Genomic DNA, 18973 nt, shown 5'->3' on the forward strand with positions numbered 1-18973 from the left:
GACACCCAGCGAGAGAACGCGATTCTTCACGCGCGGGAACCTTCCGCCCTCCAGGGTGTCCGTATGCCCAACAAGCAAGCTGGGAGGCGTCATGGCCATTCCTCTGACACTCAAGGTTTTCCAGGGCGGGACCCTCATCACCTCGAAGGACTTCGAGCGGGACATCATCAAGATCGGCCGGCTGTCCTCGGCGCACCTGCGCCTGGAGGACGAGAAGGTCAGCCGGGTGCATTCGGTGCTCGAGGTGTCGGCCGATGGCGCGCTGTCCATCATCGACATGGGCAGCGTCGAGGGCACCTACGTCAACGGCAAGCGCGTCAACAAGGGCCGCGTCAGCTTCGGCGATGAGATTCGCGTGGGAGAGACCACGCTGCGCCTGGAGAACCCGGCCGCGGTGGCCGCGACGAACCTGGCCGCCGCCGTGGCGAGCACCGAGGTGACGGAGCCCGTGGCGCCGGTGGTGGAGGTGGCACCGGCCTCGAGCCTCACGCAGGCGGTCGCCGAGCCCGTGCCCGAGCCCGTGCCCGAGCTTGTAGCGGAGAGCCCGCGGCCGGTGCGCTCCGCGCGCTCGGGAAAGAAGCGTGGGCCGCTCGGTGTGTCCCTGTGCTTCCGCTGGGGTGAGCAGCGGGTGGGCGAGTTCTTCCTGCCTCCGGGCCAGAAGCGCTCGTTCAGCGTGGGCAACGCCGCGGGCGTGGACTTCATCATGGGCGATGCCCGCCTGGGGCGCCCGCGCCTGGAGGTGGTGCGCACCGACGGGCAGACGCCCACCGTCTTCTTCACCGGGAAGATGAAGGGCGAGCTCGTGCGCCAAGGCGAGGCGCTGGACGTGCAGGCCCTCATCGAGTCCGGCAAGGCCTCGCACGAGGAGGAGGCGTACGCGCTGGCGCTCCAGGCGGACGACAGCTTCCGCGTGGACCTGGGCGGAATCCACCTGGAGGTGAGCCTCCAGCCGGCACCTCGCCGGGTACACGTCCCGTGGGCGGACTCGGTGGACTACCGAGCGCTGAACATCTTCCTGCTGATGCTCTTCGCCGGGGCCATGTTCATCATCGGCGCGACGAACCGGGGGGGAGGCGACGAGGCTTTCGCCGACGAGCTCAACAGCGACACCACGCGTCTGGCCAAGCTCATCATCAAGCCGCCGGAGCCGCAAAAGAACCCGTTCATCGCCAAGCTCACCGAGAAGAAGGCCGTGGAGGCGAAGCGGACCCAGCAGACCCAGCGGACGCGCGACGAGGTGAAGCAGCCACGCAGGGATCCGGAGCGACAGGTGCGCCGCGCTCCTCCCCCGCCGGTGCGGGACGCGCAGAGCGAGGCGAAGGAGCTCGCGCGCAGCCTGTTCAAGCCGGGCAAGAGCGGCGCCTCCGTCTTCAGCAGCAAGGACCTGGGCAGCGAGCTCAAGAGCGCCACGGGCAACATCTTCAGCGCGGTGGGCAGCACCGGCGGCTTCGGCAGCCTGGGCCCGAAGGTGGGCCCGGGGGGGCCCGGCGGTGTCGGCGGCACGGGTGACAGCGTGCGCATCGGCGGCGTGGGCACCGTGGGCCGCAGCAGCGGCAACGTCAGCTACGGCAACAACGTGGGAGCGCTCACCGGCAAGCAGATCGTGGACGTGGGCATCACCAGCTCCGAGCCCGTGGTCAACACGGGCTCGCTGGACAAGGAGCTGGTGCGCCGGGTCATCCAGGACAACCGCTCGCAGATTCGCTCCTGCTACGAGCGGCTGCTCAACCAGTACCCGAACCTGGGCGGCAAGGTGCAGGCGCAGTTCACCATCGGTCCGGATGGCCGGGTGCTCAGCGCGAAGGTGACCCAGTCCAGCGCGAACAACGAGCAGCTGGAGACGTGCGTGGCCAGCCGCGTGCGCCTCTGGCAGTTCCCCAAGCCCAAGGGTGGCGGCACGGTGATGGTCAGCTACCCGTTCATCTTCAAGCAGGCGGGCCAGTAACATGGCCGGGAATGCTCAAGTCGGAACTGCTGGAGGCGTACCTTAACCGCCACACCTCCTTCCAGGCCCTGGGCCGGGCGCTGCACACCCGGCTCCAGGAGGTGCTGGAGCGCGGGGGCGTGGCGGTACACGGCATCAGCTATCGCGTGAAGGCGCCCGACAGCCTGGCGCAGAAGCTGGCCCGGCCCGACAAGATCTACCAGCGGCTGGACGACATCACCGATCTGGTGGGCCTGCGGGTCATCACCTTCTTCGAGGACTCCATCGAGCAGGTGGCGCGGCTCATCGAAGAGAACTTCCGCGTCGACATCGACCGCTCGGTGGACAAGCGGCTGCGCCAGGACCCGGACAGCTTCGGCTATCGCTCGCTGCACTACATCTGCCATCCGCCCCGGGAGCTGGTGGAGCAGCACGGCGATTGGGACTGGCCCTTCGAGATCCAGATCCGCACCATCCTCCAGCACGCCTGGGCCGAGATCGAACATGACCTCGGCTACAAGTCTCCCGAGTCGGTGCCACTGCCCATCCGGCGGCGCTTCTCGCGGCTGGCGGGCCTGCTGGAGATCGCCGACAGCGAGTTCGTCGAGCTGCGGCGCTTCATGGAGGACTACGCCCGGGACGTGCGCCAGCCGGTGCAGCTCGTGCGCGACACGCTGGAGCTCGACACGGTGTCGCTACAGTCCCTGGTGGAGGTGGGCCCCGTGGCCGAGCTGGACCTGGCCCTGGCGGGTCGACTGGGCAGGCCGCTGGCCACCACGCACTTCTTCCCGGACTACGTGACGCGCATGCTGCGCAGCGTGCAGCTCGGCCGCCCCGCCCGCATCCTCAAGTGTCTGGAGGCCTTCAGCCCGGGGATGCTGACGTTCGCCGAGCGCTACTTCCGCTTCACCACCGAGGCCTGGGGGTTTGGCGGCGAGCAGCTCGACAGCGTGCAGCGGGGCTACAGCCTGGTGCTGCTCTCTCACTGGCAGGCCCTGCGCCAGGCCCAGCTGGAGTTGCACCGCGTGGAGTGGATGAAGGGCTTCTACCAGCAGGTCGACTACCCGGACGATGAGGCGGAGGCCCGCCGCATCGCCCGGTTGTTCGTCAAGTGCTTCGCCGACTGGAAGGAGCCCTCCCCCCTGTAAGGCCGGGGGGAGCGGCGCCCTCTTCCATCAGCACGTCAACCGATGATGCCCACGCAGGCGCAGAGCGTCTGGTCGCACCGCTCGCCAGAGCCGCAGGTGCCGCCGCAGTCCGGCTTGCAGATGCACTGGTCGCCCGCCTCGTTGCAGCCCCACGTCGGGCCGGTGCAGTGGTCAGGCTCGGTCGGGGTGTACTTCGGGTCGTCCTCGCAGGGCAGGCCGCCGTCGGGGTCCGAGATCGTGTTCACCCAGTACCGGTAGGACACGGCCGCCTCGGCGCTCCCATCCAAGGGGCGGCACGCGCCGAAGAGCGAGAGCGTGCGCGCGCTGCCGTCGAAGTCGAAGCCGTTGACGGTGCTGCGCGGAATGTCATTGGCATTGCAGGAACCGGCGTTGCGCACCGCGCTCACGGCCACCTTGATGGAGGCGCCGATCGGCGGCTTGAGCGTCTTGTAGCCCGCGTTGCCGATGGCGTCGGCGATGATCGCGTCCATCGAAGCGTCGATGGAGTTGGTGTCGAGGATGGAGCCGAGCACGCCGCCGCTGGCGTTGACCACCTGCGCGTGGCGCTGCTGCGTGCCGCTGTTCGGCTGCGGGTTGAACTCACGGCCGTTGTTGTTGAAATCGCACGTGCCCGAGGTGCAACCGCAGGCGCTGCCCGACGGGCAGACGATGCCGTGGACGGTGATGAGCTTGCCCGTCTCGTTGGTGGGAGTCGCTCCGGAGCCCACGCTGCCGAAGTAGTTGATGAAGTTCTGCACGTTCTCGCACTGGGTGCCGGCCTTGTCGATGGTGCCGCCGCTGCCGCAGTTGAGCACCGTGGAGGTGGCACCGGAGGTCTGGTCATCCGCGTCACCCAGCAGCACCACCACGACGGTGGCGTCCTGGCGAACCAGGACCCCGGACTCGGTGGCGCCCGGCGCGGTGCCAGGGGTCATGTCATCGATGGCCCTGCGGGCCGCGCCCAGCACGCCCTCGGCACCGTTACCGGCCAGGCCCACCCAGCAGCCGCCGTTGGCGCCCTGAGAGCCGTCGCCGGGGCAGCTCGGTGCCTCGGGGGCCGCGGGAGTCGTGGTCACCTGGGTGCAGACATTGTTGGTGCACGCGCTGTTCTCGGTGAGCCACGCCTTCATCTTGTTCACGTTGCGCGTGAACTGACGAATCCTGCCCGAGTTCGCCTTGCTCGCATCGAAGTGGTAGTTGGACGTCACCATCGCCATGCGCCAGTCCAGCGACGAGGCGTTGAGCGCGTCGGCGGCCGACTGCGCCGCGGCGGCCAGCGACAGCTGCGAGCTGCGCATCGAGCCGCTGTCGTCCACGACGAACAGGAAGTCCACCTTCGCCGACGGAATCTGGAAGCGCTCGCACTGCACCGCCGTGGGCTCGCCGAACTGGGCCAGCGCGGAGCCGTTCGAGAGGTCCTTGGAGGAGAAGACCGCCGGGGTGCTGCGGTTCTCGCCCGTCACGCCCGACAGCTGCGTCAGGGCGATGAGCACCACCACGCTCTGCTGCGAGCGATGCACGAACAGCGCCTGCATGCGGAAGGGGCCGCTCACGCCCGCCGCCGCGGCGCTGAGCCGTCCCGTGCTGCCCGGCACCAGCGCGTCCACCAGCGCGTCCGTGCGGCGCTTGAGGTCCACGGAGCCGGCCTGGTCATAGAAGGCCTGCAAGGCGCTGTTGCCATCCCACGTCTGGAACACCTGCGCGGTGCGGTTGCTCAGGGCGCCCTGGGCATGCATGGTCGGGCGCAGCGCCTCCTCGTCACCCAGCGGCTCCGTGGCCTGAGCGGGCGCGGCGCGGCGGAAGACCAGGAAGGAGACCTTGGCGGTGCTGTCGTAGCCCACCAGGCCATGCACATCGTTGCCCACCTTGATCTGCGTCACCTCGGAGAAGCTGGGCGGCAGCGCCAGCCGGATGTCCGGCCCGTCCTCGGACTGGAAGGTCACCTGGCGCAGGTTCGCTTCCGTACACACCTGGCCCGCGGGGCCGTTCGCGTCGCCCGTCTGGGGATCCAGCTCACCGGAGTCCACGTTGCCGTTCTGGTTGGTGTCCTCGGCGCCATCGCTCACCCCGTCGCCGTCCGTGTCCGGGTTCAGCGGATCCGTGGTGGTGCCCGTGTTCGTGTCCGGGATGAAGTTGGTGCAGTTGTCCGGATCCAGGTTCGCGTTGACGCCCGACTCCACGCCGTCCGTGATGCCATCCCCGTCCGTGTCCGGGTTGCGCGGATCCGTCTCGTTCGCATCCTTGACGCCGTTGGCGTTCTGGTCCTCGCCCTTCGTGGACCCGGTGGTCGGCCCGTCACGCAGGCCGTCGCAGTCGCTGTCCTTGAGCAGCGGGTGGGTCTCGGTGTCGTCCACCTTGCCGTTCTTGTTGGTGTCCTCGGCACCGTCGCTTACGCCATCGCCATCCGTATCCGCCTTGATCGGGCTCGTCTTCAGCGTGGTGTCGACGTCCTGCGGCAGGGTGCAGTTGGTGCCGACGACCTTGTCGTTGATGCCCAGCTCGAAGCCATCCTGCAGACCGTCCCCGTCGGTGTCCGCCAGGCCCGCATTGGTCTTACCGCCGCCCCGGTCCGTGTTGTACTCGACCGAGTCGCTCAGGCCGTCGCAGTCGGTGTCCTTGGTGGCGTTGGCCGGATCATTGGGATCCGTGGGAATGGGCGTCGGACCCGCGTCCGGCGTGCCCCCGTCCGGCGTCTCGCCGGGATCAGAACCTCCGCACGCGACCGCGGTCACCAACAGTGACGCGAGCAATGCGGCTTGCAGCAGTCTTTGGATCTTCATTGAGAAGAGGCCTCCTTGAGAGGTACGCGCGCTCGGAGCCAGCCCTCCCACGCACGCATCGGCACGCAGGATACGCGCCGGGGTTGATGCTTCAATGTGCTCCTAAGGTGTTTCGCTGTGGCCGGGATTTTTCGGTCGTACCGGCCCTTGCTTTCCACCGCGAGCGAGAAATTTCGAGCCAGGAGTTCACGAGCGTTCGCCGGTAGACGACTCCCTGCCCCCTCGCCTGCCCTGCCACTCGGCCCTTCATGAGCGCCTTTCAGCGCCTGCTTCGGACCGCTCGACACCTCCTGGCCCTCCTCGTTCACCGCGCGTCGCATCCTGTGCGGCATGAAGCTCGTCGCCTTCCTCCTCGGTGTCGTCGCGGTCCCGCTCTCCGCCTTGCTGCTCGTGGCGGCGGTGGCCATTGGAGCCTCGGCCTCGGCCTGGGGGTATGCCCTCGGCCTGGCCGTGGCGTCGGCGGGACTGATCACGATGCCCTGGCGCCGTCGCCGAGGGCTGACTCGGGCAGGGCTCGGTCTCATGCTCCTCGTCGCCTGCGCGCGGTTGCTGCTCGTGAAGGGCCAGTACCTGGACACGCTCCGCCTGCCCGAGGGAGGACGAAGGCTCGCCAACCGCCTCCTCGAGGAGCGCGATGGCACCCTGTTCGTGGCGCGCCTGCTGCTGCTCAGCGGCCAGCTCCCCCGCTCGGACACCCGCGACTTCCTCCCCGCCCTGAACTCGGCCTTCGCGCGCATGGCCGCCGAGGAAGGACCGATCGCCACGCCCGCCATCGCGACCTGGCTCGGGCTCCAGTCCTCCAGCGACTTCGACGCCGTGGTGATTCCGCCCCAGGACCGCGAGCGGCCCGAGGTCGCGGTGGTGGCGCTCCACGGCTACGCGGGCAACTTCGCCGTGTACTGCTGGCAGTTGTCGCGCTCGGCCCGCGCCATCTCAGCGCTCACCGTCTGTCCCTCCGTGGGGCCCGCGGGTGACTGGTGGTCCCCGCAAGGAGAAGAGACCCTGAAGCACACCCTCGCGTGGCTCGAGGGCCGAGGCATCCGGCGGGTGTACCTCGCGGGCCTCTCCAATGGCGGATTGGGCGCGAGCCTGCTCGCCTCCCGAGTTTCGCGGCCTGGAGTCGAGCTCCGGGGGCTGGTGCTGATCTCCGGCGCCTCGAAGCGGGCGCCCACCCCTCGCGTCCCCACGCTCATCGTCCAGGGGAAGCACGACTCCATGATGCCCACGCCCCCCATCCGTGCTTTCGCCCAGCGCACCGGCCCGCTCGCCACCTACTTCGAGGTGAACAGCGGCCACTTCGCCTTCCTCGACCGCCATGAAGCGTGTGAGCGGGCCATCACCCAGTGGCTCCTGCAACGGGAGGCCCCAGCGGCAGCACGGCGGTGAACGTGGCGCCCTGGCCCAGAACGCTCTGGGCCTCCACGGTGCCGCCCATGGCCTGCACGAACTGCCGCGTCACGTACAGCCCCAGCCCCAAGCCGCCGTAGTGGCGCTCGGACACGGCCCGCTCGAAGCGGCCAAAGATGCGCTGGAGGTCATCCGGCGCGATGCCAATGCCTTCGTCTCGGACGATCAGCTGGGCGCGCGCTCCGTCGGCGTCCACCGTGATGTGGATGGGCCTGCCCGCCCCATACTTGAGCGCATTGGACAGAAGGTTGGTGACCACCTGCTCCAGGCGGAGCCGATCCCACCGGCCAACGAGGTTCGGGTGGGCGCGCAGCTCCAGCCGACAGCTGACTCGCTCCGCCTCGGGCTCGAAGCGGGAGACCACCTCGGACACCAAGGCGGAGAGGTCCACCGGCTCCAGCTCGAGCTTCATGCGCCCGGTGCTCAGGCGCGACACGTCGAGCAAGTCGCCCACCAGCTCGGCCAGCTTCTTCACCTGCCGCTCCGCCACCTCCAGGTGGCGCACCTCGCGCTCGCGGGGGAGCTGACCGGGCTGCGAGCCCTGTGCCTCTCGCTTCAGCATGGAGAGCCGTAGGGCGAGGGGCGTCAGCGGCGTCTTCAGCTCGTGGCTCGCCACGGAGAGGAATTCATCACGCAGGCGGACGCCTTCCTCCGCCTGGGCCTTCAAGCCCTCGACACGGCGCCGCGCCTGGACCTCCTGCGTCACGTCCGAGGCGACGACCAGGACTCCTTCGACCTGCCCGGCGGGGTTTCGCATCGGCTCGTAGACGAAGTTCAAGTACACCTCTTCCAGGGCGCCGCCTTCGAGCCGAGCGAGCTTCACCGGCAGCTCCGTGCCAACGTACGGCGCGCGGGTGGCGAGCACCCCGCTCAAGAGCGCCTCGACTCCTTGTCCCGCTGTCTCGGGAAGGGCCTCGAAGTGGGGCTTTCCCAGCACCTGTTCCGCGGTGCGACCCCAGACTCGGCACATGCGGGGGTTGGCCAGCTCGATGATGTGCTCCGGGCCGCGCAGAATGGTGATGGCCACGGGGGCCTGCATGAAGACGGTGTGCAGCCGCTGCTGCTCGGCCTCCAGCTCGGCACGTGCGGCCTGTTCACGCGCTTGCGACTCCCGCTCGGCCTTCTTCGCCTGCTCCGAGACCAGACTGGCGACGAGCTCGCGGGTGACGGCCTCGAAGAACTCGCGGTACTTGTCATCGAAGGCGAGGCGGGCGCTGATTCCAAAGACGACGACACCTTGGACTGCTTCCGCTGGCGAGCGCCTCAGCGGCAGGACGAAGGCGGCTCGGGTCGGCTCGTCCCACGGTCCGATGTGCCCGCGGCCCAACAGCTCCCGCACATCCTCCAGCTTTTCGGGCGTGCCGGATTGGAGGACGCGGTGGGCCACCGCCAGGACCCTCGACAGGCTCACGGCGGTGGCGTCGAGGCCCGCGCTCGCCGCCAGCGCCAGTTCCTGAGCCCCCTCCTCGGGACAGCGGAAGAGGAGGGCGAAGGGAAGGTCCTTCGGGTTGGAGGACAAGACGTCAAAGGCATCCTTCGCCGCGACCGAACCGCTCGCGAGTGCGGCGAGCGCACGGAGCGTCTCGGAGCGGCGCTCGCTCAGCACCGTCTGGGTCACCTCGACGACCGGCTGGAAGATTCCGGCGATGGCCCCGCTGTCGTCCCGCAGCGGGCTGAACGTGAACGTGAAGTACGCCTCCTCCGTGAAGCCGTGGCGAGTCAGCGTGAAGTACTCCTTCTCCACGTGGATGACTTCGCCCCGCTCCAGCACCTTCCGCATCCAGGGGTAGATGACGGGGTAGGTGTCGGGCCAGCACTCCCGGTAGGGCTCGGCGAAGTAGTTGGGGTGGCGTGGCCCCATGATGACCGCGTAGCCCTCATTGTAGAGCTGCGTCTGGTCCGGTCCCCAGAAGAGGATGGCGGGCGTCGGCATCTCGAGGACCATGGCGACGTAGCCCACCAGGGTGCGTGGCCAGGACTCGATGGGGCCGAGCTTCGTCCGCGACCAGTCCTTGGAGCGGATGAGTGCCCCCATCGGACCGCGAAAGGCAAAACCTTGGGAGCCGTGCTCGCTGCCGGCAGGTTCCGAAGCCGCATCCGGCTGTGGCCCCACTGACTGCCCTGCTGGCGGCACCTGAGTTCGATACGTCATGAAGAGTTCGTGCCAGAAGGAGCGCGAGAGGAGGGTTCAGAACCACCACTCGAAAATACAGCCCGCCCCGTGCCCGGCAAGTCACGGCCGCGCGGTTATCCCCCTCAGCGGCTGGCACTGAGAGTAGAAATTTACGGTATTTTTGCTTGCCCCTTCACGGCCCGAGTCAGTATTCCTCCCTTCACGTGAATTACTCAGTAGACCGGATTAACTGATTTCACCTGGGGTGGCGCATGAATCGAAGGACCGGCAGGGTCGGAAGCCTTCTGGGAGCGGTGGCGTTGCTGGCGACGTCGGGGTGCGAGAGCTCGGCGGACAGCGACACGGCAGTTGAGCTGGAGGCCACGAGCCAGGCCGTCGTATCCGGCCCGGACTTCGTGGTGTCGGCGGTGACGGGACCGGCCAGCGCCACGCCCGGGCAGCAGCTCACCGCCTCGGTGACCCTGTGCAACCAGGGCACTCAAGGTGGCGACACCCATGTCGAGGTGTATCTCTCGACGGACACCACCATCACCCCCCACGGGCCGACGGCGCCTTCGCCGGATACCTACTTTGGCTCGGCCTCCGCGCAATACCTCAACGCCGGCCAGTGCCAGACGCTGACGGTGCAGGGCTCGGCCTACGTCCCCGCCGACGGCGCCTACTACCTGGGCGCGGTGGCGGATCCCCAGAACTCCGTGGTGGAGGTGCTGGAGACCAACAACGCCAAGGCGGGCACCCGCCTGGGCATCGGCAACAAGCCGGACTTCGTGGTCTCGGCGGTGACGGGGCCGGCCAGCGTCATGCCGGGTGGGCCTGGGCAGCAATTCCCCAGCTCGGTGACGGTGTGCAACCAGGGCACCCAGGGTGGAAGCACGCCGGTGGAGGTGTACCTCTCGGCGGACACCACCATCACTCCCAACGGGCCGATGGCGCCCTCGCCCGACTCCTACGTCGGCTCCGTCCACTCTCAATACCTCAACCCAGGCCAGTGCCAGACGCTAACGCTCCAGGGCTCGCCGTACGTTCCCACCGAGGGGGCCTACTACCTGGGCGCGGTGGCGGATCCTCAGGGCTTCACGGCCGAGCTGCTCGAGGACAACAACATCAAGCTGGGCGGCCGCATCGGCATCGGCAACAAGCCGGACTTCGTGGTGTCCACCGTGACGGGACCGGCCAGCGCTCTGCCGGGGCAGCAGCTCTCCGCCTCGGTGACGGTGTGCAACCAGGGCACCGTGGGCGGCAGTGCTCCCGTGGAGGTGTACCTCTCGACGGACACCACCATCACTCCCAACGGGCCGACGGCGCCTTCGCCTGACTCCTACGTGGGCTCGGCCTCTACGCAATACCTCAACGCCGGCCAGTGCCAGACGTTGACGGTTCAGGGCTCGGCTTACGTCCCCGCCGAAGGCCCCTACTACCTGGGCGCAGTAGCGGATCCCCAGCGCTCCGTGGTCGAGCTGATCGAGGACAACAACGCCAAGGCGGGCACCCGCCTGGGCATTGGCAACAAGCCCGACTTCGTGGTGTCGGCGGTGACGGGACCGGCCAGCATCCGGCCCGGGCAGCAGTTCACCGCCTCGGTGACGGTGTGCAACCAGGGCACCCAGGGTGGAAGCGCGCCGGCGGAGGTCTACCTGTCGGCGGACAACACCATCACTCCTCATGGGCCCACGGCGCCTTCGCCTGACTCCTACGTGGGCGTCGTCTCTCCTCAGTACCTCAACCCGGGCCAGTGCCAGACGCTGACGGTGCAGGGCTCTGCCTACGTCCCCGCTGACGGCCCCTACTACCTGGGCGCCGTGGTGGATCCTCAGGCCTCCATCGCCGAGCTGATCGAGAACAACAACGCCCGGGCAGGTACCCGCCTGGGTATCGGCAACAAGCCGGACTTCGTGGTGTCGGCGGTGACGGGCCCGGCCAGCGTTATGCAGAGCGGACCGGGGCAGCAGTTCCCCACCTCGGTGACGGTGTGCAACGAGGGCACGCAGCCCGGCAGCACGCACGTGGAAGTCTACCTGTCGGCGGACACCACCATCACTCCCTACGGGCCGGCGGTGCCTTCACCGGACCCCTTCCTGGGCCATGCCGCCTCCGAATACCTCAGCCCAGGCCAGTGCCAGACGTTGACGGTGCATGGCTCGGCGTACGTGCCCACCGAGGGGGCCTACTACCTGGGCGCGGTGGCGGATCCTCAGGGTTCCATCGCCGAGCTGCTCGAGGACAACAACATCAAGTTGGGCGACCGCATCGGCGTCGGCAGCAAGCCGGACTTCGTGGTGTCCACCGTGACGGGGCCGGCCAGCGCTCTGCCAGGGCAGTCGCTCTCCGCCTCGGTGACGGTGTGCAACCAGGGCACCGTGGGCGGCAGCGCCCCCGTAGAGGTGTACCTCTCGGCGGACACCACCATCACTCCCAACGGGCCGATGGCGCCTTCGCCCGACGCCTACGTGGGCTCGGCCTCTACGCAATACCTCAACGCTGGCCAGTGCCAGACGCTGGCGGTGCAGGGCTATGCCTACGTCCCCACCGAAGGCGCCTACTCCCTGGGGGCCGTGGTGGATCCTCAGAGCTCCCTGGTCGAGCTGATCGAGGACAACAACGCCAAGGCGGGCACTCGCCTGGGCATTGGTAACAAGCCCGACTTCGTGGTGTCGGCGGTGACGGGACCAGCGAGCATCCGGCCCGGGCAGCAGTTCACCGCCTCGGTGACGGTGTGCAACCAGGGCACCCAGGGTGGAAGCGCGCCGGCGGAGGTGTACTTGTCGGCGGACAGAACCATCACCCCGCATGGGCCGACGGCGCCTTCGCCTGACTCCTACGTGGGCGTCGTCTCCCCTCAGTATCTCACCCCCGGTCAGTGTCAGACGCTGACGGTGCAGGGCTATGCCTACGTCCCCGCGGACGGCCCCTACTACCTGGGCGCCGTGGTGGATCCTCAGGCCTCCATCGCCGAGCTGATCGAGGACAACAACGCCAAGGCGGGCAGCCGAATCGGCATCGGGTACAAGCCGGACTTCGTGGTGTCAGCGGTGTCGAGCGTGAGCACCGTGCAGCTGGGCCAGCAGCTCACGGCGTCCGTGACGGTGTGCAACCAGGGCACTCAAGCCGGCAGCACCTACGTGGAAACCTACCTCTCGGCGGACACCACCATCACCCTCAACGGCCCCATGGGCCCCTCGCCGGATACCCTCATGGGATACAAGTCCACGGCGACGCTGAGCGCGGGCCAGTGCCAGGTGCTGTCGGTGGTGGGCCCCGCCTACGTGCCTGGAACGGGCAAGTACTACGTGGGAGCCGTGGCGGACCCGTATAGCGACCTGCAGGAGATGTTCGAGGACAACAACACCAAGGTGGGCACGCTCGTCACCGTCACGCCTTGAGCAGTTAGCGCTCCTCGAGCCTCGTGACCGTAGCGGCTGGGACGACGCGCGGCAGCCGCACGGTGAAGGTCGTGCCCGTCTCCTCCGTGGAGGAGACGGTGATGTCGCCATGGTGCGCTTCCACGATGGCCCGCACGATGTAGAGCCCGAGCCCCACGCTGCGGGTCGCCTTGTCCACCCCTTCCATTCCACGCTGCATGGGTTGGAAGAGCCGCGCGAACCGCTCGGGTGGAATCGGCGCCCCCTCGTTCTGCACGGACAGCATCACCTCGCCGTCCTCCCCGCGTGTCGTGACTCGCACGGGAGTGTCTTCCGGGCTGTATTTGAGGGCATTGGTGATCAGGTTCTGCACCAATTGCCCCAGGCGATCCACATCCCACGTGCCCCGCCCGTCTCCACTGCTCCGCACCTGCACCTCGCGGGGCAGGTGGGCGATTTCCACCTCTTCCACCGTGCTCCGGATCAGCTCGTGCAGGTCCATGGGCCGGAGTGTGAGCGGGAACCCCCCGCCCACCCGCGCCTGGGTGAAATCGAGCAGATCCTTCACCATGCGGATGGCTCGCTCGGCGGACGTCTGGATGCGCACCACGGCCTTGAGCGCGCGTCCGTCCATATCCTCCCGACGGCTCAGCAGGGTGGCGCCCAGCTGGATGGCGCTCAAGGGATTGCGCAAGTCGTGGCTGACGATACCAATGAGGTGCTGCTCGAACTCCGCCCGCGCGAGGGCTTCCCGCGCGAGCTCCGCCTCCCGTTCTCTCGCGCGCACGCCCTCGGTGACATCATGCGTGAGCACGAGAATGGAATCCATCTTGCCTTCCATCGTGCGGATGGGTTGCCACGTGAAGTTATAGGCGCGCGGCTCCGGCCTTCCCTTGCCCTCGGAGTCGATCCAGTAGCGCACCTCGCGCCCCGTGAATGCCTTGCCGGTACGCAGGGTCTCCAGGAGCTGCACGTCGGCCCCCTGCCCCGCGAGCTCGGGCAGCGCTTCCAGCAAGCCTTTGCCTAGCACCTCGCGGTTGCCGACACTCTTGCGGTAACCCTCGTTGGCGAGCTCGAAGCGCAACTCCGGGCCGCGCAAGACGGCAACCCCGAAGACGGATTGATCGGCGATGGAGGCCAGCAGGCTCGTGCGTGCCGCGTCCAGATCCTTTTGGGCGGTGATGTCCGTGACCGTTCCGAGGAAGCGCAGAGGCTTGCCCGCGGCATCGAAGTAGACCTGGCCCCGTGCGCTGACCCACCTCCGCCTGCCATCGGGCAGGAAGATGGTGCGGTACTCCGCTTCCGAAGCGCCTCCATTCCTGCCCGCGAGCGCCTCCGCGGTGCCGCGCTCCACGACCGCTGCCTCCTCCGGAGGAAGAATGGAGAGCAGGCGCTTCAGGTCGAACGGCTCGTCGAGGCTCAGGCCGAAGAGGACTCGCATCCGCTCATCCGCGATGAACTGGTGCGTCGAGAGATCGAGCTCCCAGGTCCCCGCTCCAGAGACCTCCAGCGCGAGGGCGCGCCGCTGCTCGCTCTCACGAAGCTTCTCCGCTGCCTTCAGGGCGACCTCCCGCGCCTGCACCTGCTCGGTGACGTCGGTGGCCGCCGTCAGCACGCCATACACCTGCCCCGCGGCGTTGCGCATGGGGGCATAGACGAAGTTGAGGATGGCGGCCTCGCCTTCGGCGTGACGGGCGAACTTCACCGGCACCTCCTTGCCGAAGAAGGGCACGCCCTGCGTGAGGACTCCGTCCAGGAGCTTGTCGAAGCCCTGTCCCTCGATGTCGGGCAACGCCTCCCTCAGCGTCTTGCCCACCACGTCGCGCCCTCCGACGAGCTCCCGGTAGAGGGGGTTGGCGAGCGTGTACGTGTGCTCCGGGCCCTCCTGGATGCAGATCGCCATCGGCGCCTGCATGAAGAGGCTGTAGAGCTTCTGCCGCTCGGCTTCGGCCTCTGCCCGGGCCGCCCGCTCGCGCGCGAGGACCGCCTCGCGCTCGGCCTCGGCGAGCTTGCGCGCGGTGATGTCTACGCCCGTGCCGACGAAGCGCAGCGCCTTTCCGTGGGCGTCGAAGTACGTCTGGCCCCGTGCGGCCACCCATTGGTAGCGCCCGTCCGCTCGCGGCACCGTGCGGTAGTCCGCTTCGTAGTGGCCTCCATTCTTGCCGGCGATGGCATCGGCCACGGCGGCCGCGACGGTGGGAGCGTCCTCGGGGTGGATGATGGCCAGCCCCTTCGCGAGGCTGAACGGCTCGTCCTGCGTCAGCCCGAACATCTCGCGGAAGCGGCGGTCCGCCAGGACTTCCTGCGTGCCGAGCTCCACCTCCCACGTGCCCGCCCCCGAGACGGCGAGCGCCTCCGCCAGGCGCTGCTCGCTGATGCGCAGGGCTTGCGCGGTGCGCTGGGCCTCCTGACGGATGAGAACTCGCTCCGTCACCTCCGTGGCGGAGTGGAAGATGCCCGAGGGTTTTCCCTCCAAGTCCTCGATGCGGAAATACCAGGCATCGAAATAGCGGGGGTGGACCACCCCGGTCTGCTTGTCCTGGATGTCGACCCGCCCCTCCGAGACGAAGACAGGCTTGCCCGTCTCGAAGACACTCTTGAGGATGGTGGGGAACTCGGAGGTCGAGAGCTCCGGCACCGCATCCATGACGGGCTTGCCCAGGATGTGACGGTCCCGGAGTATTTCGAGGTAGCGAGCGTTCACCCGCTCGTAGACGAAGTCCGGGCCGGAGAAGAAAACCATCGGTCCGGCGGAACGGGCGAAGAGCTGATCGAGCTCGTGTTCCTTCGCCTTGGCGGATTGCTCGATGCGTCCGAGCTTCTCCTGGGCTCGCTCCGCGAAGCGGGTCGCGGCCTCACGGGTACACTGATCGATGAAGGCATGGAGGATCCGGAGGGCCTCCGGGGCGAGCCCCTGCTGCTGCGCGAGGGTGTCCACGAGCACCTCGCGCAGCACGTGGTACTCGTGGATGAGCTGACCGAGGGTGTAGTCCGGGTGCCGCGAGCGCTCCTCTCCGTGCAGTCTGGCCACCTGGGCGTTGTGGTCCGCCTGGGACGAAGAGGTGGGGGCCGTCAGCGTGCAGGCCAGTTGCTCGAGGAAGTCCGGCAGGGAGTCGATGAGTGCTGGGCGGTCCTGAGCACCTGAGGCGTAGATTTCCCGCAGCACCCGCTGCTCCCAGCGCTGGAGGATCTGGTCCTTCTGCTCGCGAACGAGCGAAGCAGCGGAAGTTCCAGCGAGCCTCTGAGAGACGGAATCCATCAGTCACGGACCCTTTCACGCTTCAGCTCATTCGGGCGAACGTTTATCTCGCGGCGACCGGGGTCAAGAGGCGACGGAATCACAGGACAAGGGGCGCTCTCGGAGCACCCGAGCGACCGAACGGTTGGCCTTCGGTACCCTCCGCGCTTGTGTACCACGTGAAGTGGAGCACGAAAGCCGCAGGTTGGGCTCAGCGTGAGACGGAGCGCGTAAGGATGCCGAGACGAACAAACACTCAGTTCACGGAAGATGAACTTGTCGCTCTCGCATTCGAAGAGCTGCACCTGAGCCGGAACACGTGGCACATCGAGCTGGTGCTCCTTGATGGTTGGATGGGGCTGAAGGTCAGACGCAAGCTGGGGCGAAGCGTGGAGAGAGGCGCCTCGTTCACCGCGAAGACGAGCGCCTCGGAGCGGAAGAAGAAGTTTCTGGAGCTGGTGCGCTCAGCGGTGGACGAGCTGTCCATCGACCCAGGGTAATCGACAAGAGAGGGTTTGACTCAAGGTAGCGGGAACCCTCTCGTTGGAACCTCTCCCTCAACCCGCCTCCTATTCGCCCTATGCGCTTCGGGGCCTCCCAATCCTGATCGCATAACCGGTTCTACCGTCATGTCGAGGGAAGACACGCCTCCTCGTAGCCCCAGCGCTCCTGTGCCTCACCTTCATCCAGGATTGGCTTCAACACCAACTTGACGACGACCTTGACCAGGTCATCTGCACGAGAGGCGGTCACTGTGCTTCCTCGGGTGTCGGGTCCTTGTCGCCCTTCTTGAGGTTACAGTCCCGGCAGCGCACCTGGGCGTTGTTCTCTTCGCCAGGTCCACCTTTCGATCAGCGTGCCGAGGCGCGCCAGATTGCCGGGCAGTGCGGCGAGCCGGATGAGAGGCGGAGCAGCCGCTCTGGCGCACGCCTTCGCGCGGGTGCGCTGCGAGAGTTGCAAGGACGAGCCGGCACATGTCCGCTGCCAGCGTCATGTCGTGCGTGTGCGGCGACGCCGGGTGCGTTCGCGGGGCGGGCACGGCTGGACAGGCAATGGGCGACGTACGCCGAGGTAGCCAGTCACCAGCGCGCGGAGCTCACGCTCGAAGCGTGGGCTGTCCCATGTCGGACAGCCCGGCGAGTGAACCCTGCCGCGAGCGCTCACCCTGGGAACCACCCATGACGATCGGCCTACGCCCCATCTTGAGCACGCCCGGGGTCCCTTGCGCCTTGCTCAAGCGAGGGTGGGGGTTCGACCGGACCGGTGCGGCGCGCGCCTGACGCTTCCGCTCTCGCACGCGATTGCGTAGCGTGAAGCGCCCGAGTCGGGAGGAACGCTCATGGCCAAGAAAGTCGCCGCCAAGAAGCCAGCCAAGAAGGCCCCAGTCAAAACGCAGAAGAACAAGGCCTCAGTCGCCGAATTCATCGCCGCAGTCGATGACGACGCCAAGCGCGCGGACGCCAAAGCGATCGACAAGCTGCTGCGCGAGGTCACTGGCGAGAAGCCCGCGATGTGGGGGCCGTCGATTATCGGCTATGGCTCGTACAAATACACGAACACGATGGGCGAGGCGGATTGGCCGAAGATCGGCTTCAGCCCACGCAAGGGCGCGACCGTGCTCTACATCGTGCCGGACTTCCTCGCGTCCGATCCGCTGATGAAAAAGCTGGGTAAGTACAAGAACGGAAAGAGCTGCCTCTACATCAACAAACTCGCCGACGTGGATCAGAAGGTGCTGCGCGAACTGGCCACGCGTTCGTGGAAGCACATGAGCGAGAAGTACGGATAAGAAAAAGGTATCCCCCTGTGGAACCCCCAGGACGCCAGCGCAACGATCCGGCCCAGGTCCCGGGCGACCTGGGTGCTGGACTTGCCCTCGGCCAGCACCCAGTCCTCCCATCCTTCTGATGCGGAGTGAGGCTCAGTTCAGCAGGGATTGGATGGGGAGCGGGATGTACAGGGGATTTCCATTGCCCAGCTGCCCATCGTCGTTGAAGCCCCAGGCCCAGCCGGTTCCATCCGAACCCACCATCATCGAGTGCAGCTCGCCAGCGGCCAGCTTCAGGCCTCCGCTCAGCCCAAGCACCTGCTTGGGCGTGTAGAGATCGTACGCATCGCCATTGCCCCGCTGGCCCCTCTCGTTGGAGCCCCAGGCCCACACGGTGCCGTCCGACTTCACGGCCATCGCATGGGTGGCGCCAGCGGCCACGAAGGCCACCCCGCTCAGGTTCTTCGTCTGCACCGGCGTCCGGCTGGTGCTCCGAAGGTCGCGGGGCTCGTTCCACCGGGAAAGAACAGCGAGAGGTGCTGGGTGCAGTGTGAAGCAGTCACCACCCAACGCGACGCGATCAATGTGCCCGTACATGCGCCGCCTCCGGTCAGGAACTGGCCCACTTCGGGCCGCGCGGTGGTGGCGGTTCCAGAGAGCAGCGGTTCCTCCACCACGCCGGCTTGAGCGCTCGCCTCTGGAATGGCCACGGGAAAGAGCCAGGCGAAAGCACAGCTGAACCCAATGAAAGCACTTGAAGATCGTGACACGGTGCCCCTCGTGAACAGTTCAAGCAGACAGACGTGGCCAGCAGGCACCGTGAGCGCCGTGAGCTGAGCCCGCTCGCCCACTCGCCCACTCGCCGGACACAGCAGGCCCAAGGCCAGCCACTTCAGGCCCATGGAGACCCACCGCCTACTGGGGGCACATGCGGCCGATCCTATTCGGCACGCTCGAATCTCACCTGCAAGGGACCGGGCTTCCTCAAGGCCTCGACACCGCCGTCGAGCGTTCCGAGCGTGATGAGCCCGCTCGCAGGGTCGGAGTCCTTGTAGAACAGGGCGAGGTTCCCCCAGGGGGCGTAGTAGGTGATGGCCCCGGCCTTGCCACCGGAGCTCGCGGGCGCGCCCTTCGTGGACAGCTTGCGCGGCAGGTAACGGCGTACGCCCGGCCGAGGACCGGGAGCCCGACGAGCGTCACGATGAGCCACTTCAT

The 18973-nt window shown here is 67.6% G+C and carries 12 protein-coding genes; 6 read left to right on the top strand and 6 right to left on the bottom strand.

The window, feature by feature from the left end:
* Positions 1-91: 91 nt before the first annotated feature.
* Entirely contained in the window at positions 92-1945 is a 1854-nt protein-coding gene (locus SYV04_RS11510; RefSeq protein ID WP_321545740.1) for a TonB family protein, read from the top strand.
* Positions 1946-1956: 11 nt separating this feature from the next.
* Positions 1957-3072, top strand: coding sequence for a GTP pyrophosphokinase (locus tag SYV04_RS11515; protein ID WP_321545741.1), 1116 nt, complete (start codon positions 1957-1959; stop codon positions 3070-3072).
* A gap of 35 nt (positions 3073-3107) precedes the next feature.
* On the opposite strand, the gene cglD is transcribed toward SYV04_RS11515, so the two are convergent.
* Complete coding sequence (gene cglD / locus SYV04_RS11520) at positions 3108-5852, bottom strand: adventurous gliding motility lipoprotein CglD (protein ID WP_321545742.1); 2745 nt, start codon at positions 5850-5852, stop codon at positions 3108-3110.
* Between the two features lie 330 nt (positions 5853-6182).
* On the opposite strand from cglD, the gene SYV04_RS11525 reads away from it, so the two are divergent.
* A complete protein-coding gene (locus tag SYV04_RS11525) occupies positions 6183-7238 on the top strand; it encodes an alpha/beta fold hydrolase (protein ID WP_321545743.1) in 1056 nt (351 codons plus the stop codon).
* Here the strand turns inward: SYV04_RS11525 and SYV04_RS11530 are convergent.
* Complete coding sequence (locus SYV04_RS11530) at positions 7189-9294, bottom strand: sensor histidine kinase (protein WP_321545744.1); 2106 nt, start codon at positions 9292-9294, stop codon at positions 7189-7191. The genes SYV04_RS11525 and SYV04_RS11530 overlap by 50 nt on opposite strands.
* A 350-nt stretch (positions 9295-9644) precedes the next feature.
* On the opposite strand from SYV04_RS11530, the gene SYV04_RS11535 reads away from it, so the two are divergent.
* Complete coding sequence (locus tag SYV04_RS11535; protein WP_321545745.1) at positions 9645-12773, top strand: CARDB domain-containing protein; 3129 nt, start codon at positions 9645-9647, stop codon at positions 12771-12773.
* A 4-nt stretch (positions 12774-12777) separates the two neighbouring features.
* On the opposite strand, the gene SYV04_RS11540 is transcribed toward SYV04_RS11535, so the two are convergent.
* Positions 12778-16011, bottom strand: coding sequence for a PAS domain-containing protein (locus tag SYV04_RS11540; RefSeq protein WP_321545746.1), 3234 nt, complete (start codon positions 16009-16011; stop codon positions 12778-12780).
* 215 nt (positions 16012-16226) lie between these two features.
* On the opposite strand from SYV04_RS11540, the gene SYV04_RS11545 reads away from it, so the two are divergent.
* Both SYV04_RS11545 and SYV04_RS11550 read left to right on the top strand, forming a co-directional pair.
* On the top strand, positions 16227-16490 hold the full coding sequence (locus SYV04_RS11545) for a hypothetical protein (RefSeq protein WP_321545747.1): 264 nt from the start codon (positions 16227-16229) through the stop codon (positions 16488-16490).
* 839 nt (positions 16491-17329) lie between these two features.
* Positions 17330-17779, top strand: coding sequence for a DUF1801 domain-containing protein (locus SYV04_RS11550; protein ID WP_321545748.1), 450 nt, complete (start codon positions 17330-17332; stop codon positions 17777-17779).
* 132 nt (positions 17780-17911) lie between these two features.
* Here SYV04_RS11550 and SYV04_RS11555 read toward each other — a convergent pair whose 3' ends face one another.
* The 3 genes from SYV04_RS11555 to SYV04_RS11560 are packed head-to-tail and all read right to left on the bottom strand — an operon-like array spanning position 17912 to position 18968.
* Positions 17912-18232: an RCC1 domain-containing protein gene (locus tag SYV04_RS11555; RefSeq protein ID WP_422723927.1), complete on the bottom strand. Its 321-nt coding sequence runs from the start codon at positions 18230-18232 to the stop codon at positions 17912-17914.
* Complete coding sequence (locus tag SYV04_RS43710; protein WP_422723928.1) at positions 18214-18660, bottom strand: trypsin-like serine protease; 447 nt, start codon at positions 18658-18660, stop codon at positions 18214-18216. The genes SYV04_RS11555 and SYV04_RS43710 overlap by 19 nt, the downstream gene beginning before the upstream one ends.
* 38 nt (positions 18661-18698) lie before the next feature.
* Positions 18699-18968, bottom strand: coding sequence for a cyclophilin-like fold protein (locus SYV04_RS11560; RefSeq protein ID WP_321545750.1), 270 nt, complete (start codon positions 18966-18968; stop codon positions 18699-18701).
* Positions 18969-18973 lie beyond the last annotated feature (5 nt).

The sequence above is a fragment of the Hyalangium ruber genome, from assembly GCF_034259325.1.
GTDB classification, from domain to species: Bacteria; Myxococcota; Myxococcia; order Myxococcales; family Myxococcaceae; genus Hyalangium_A; species Hyalangium_A rubrum.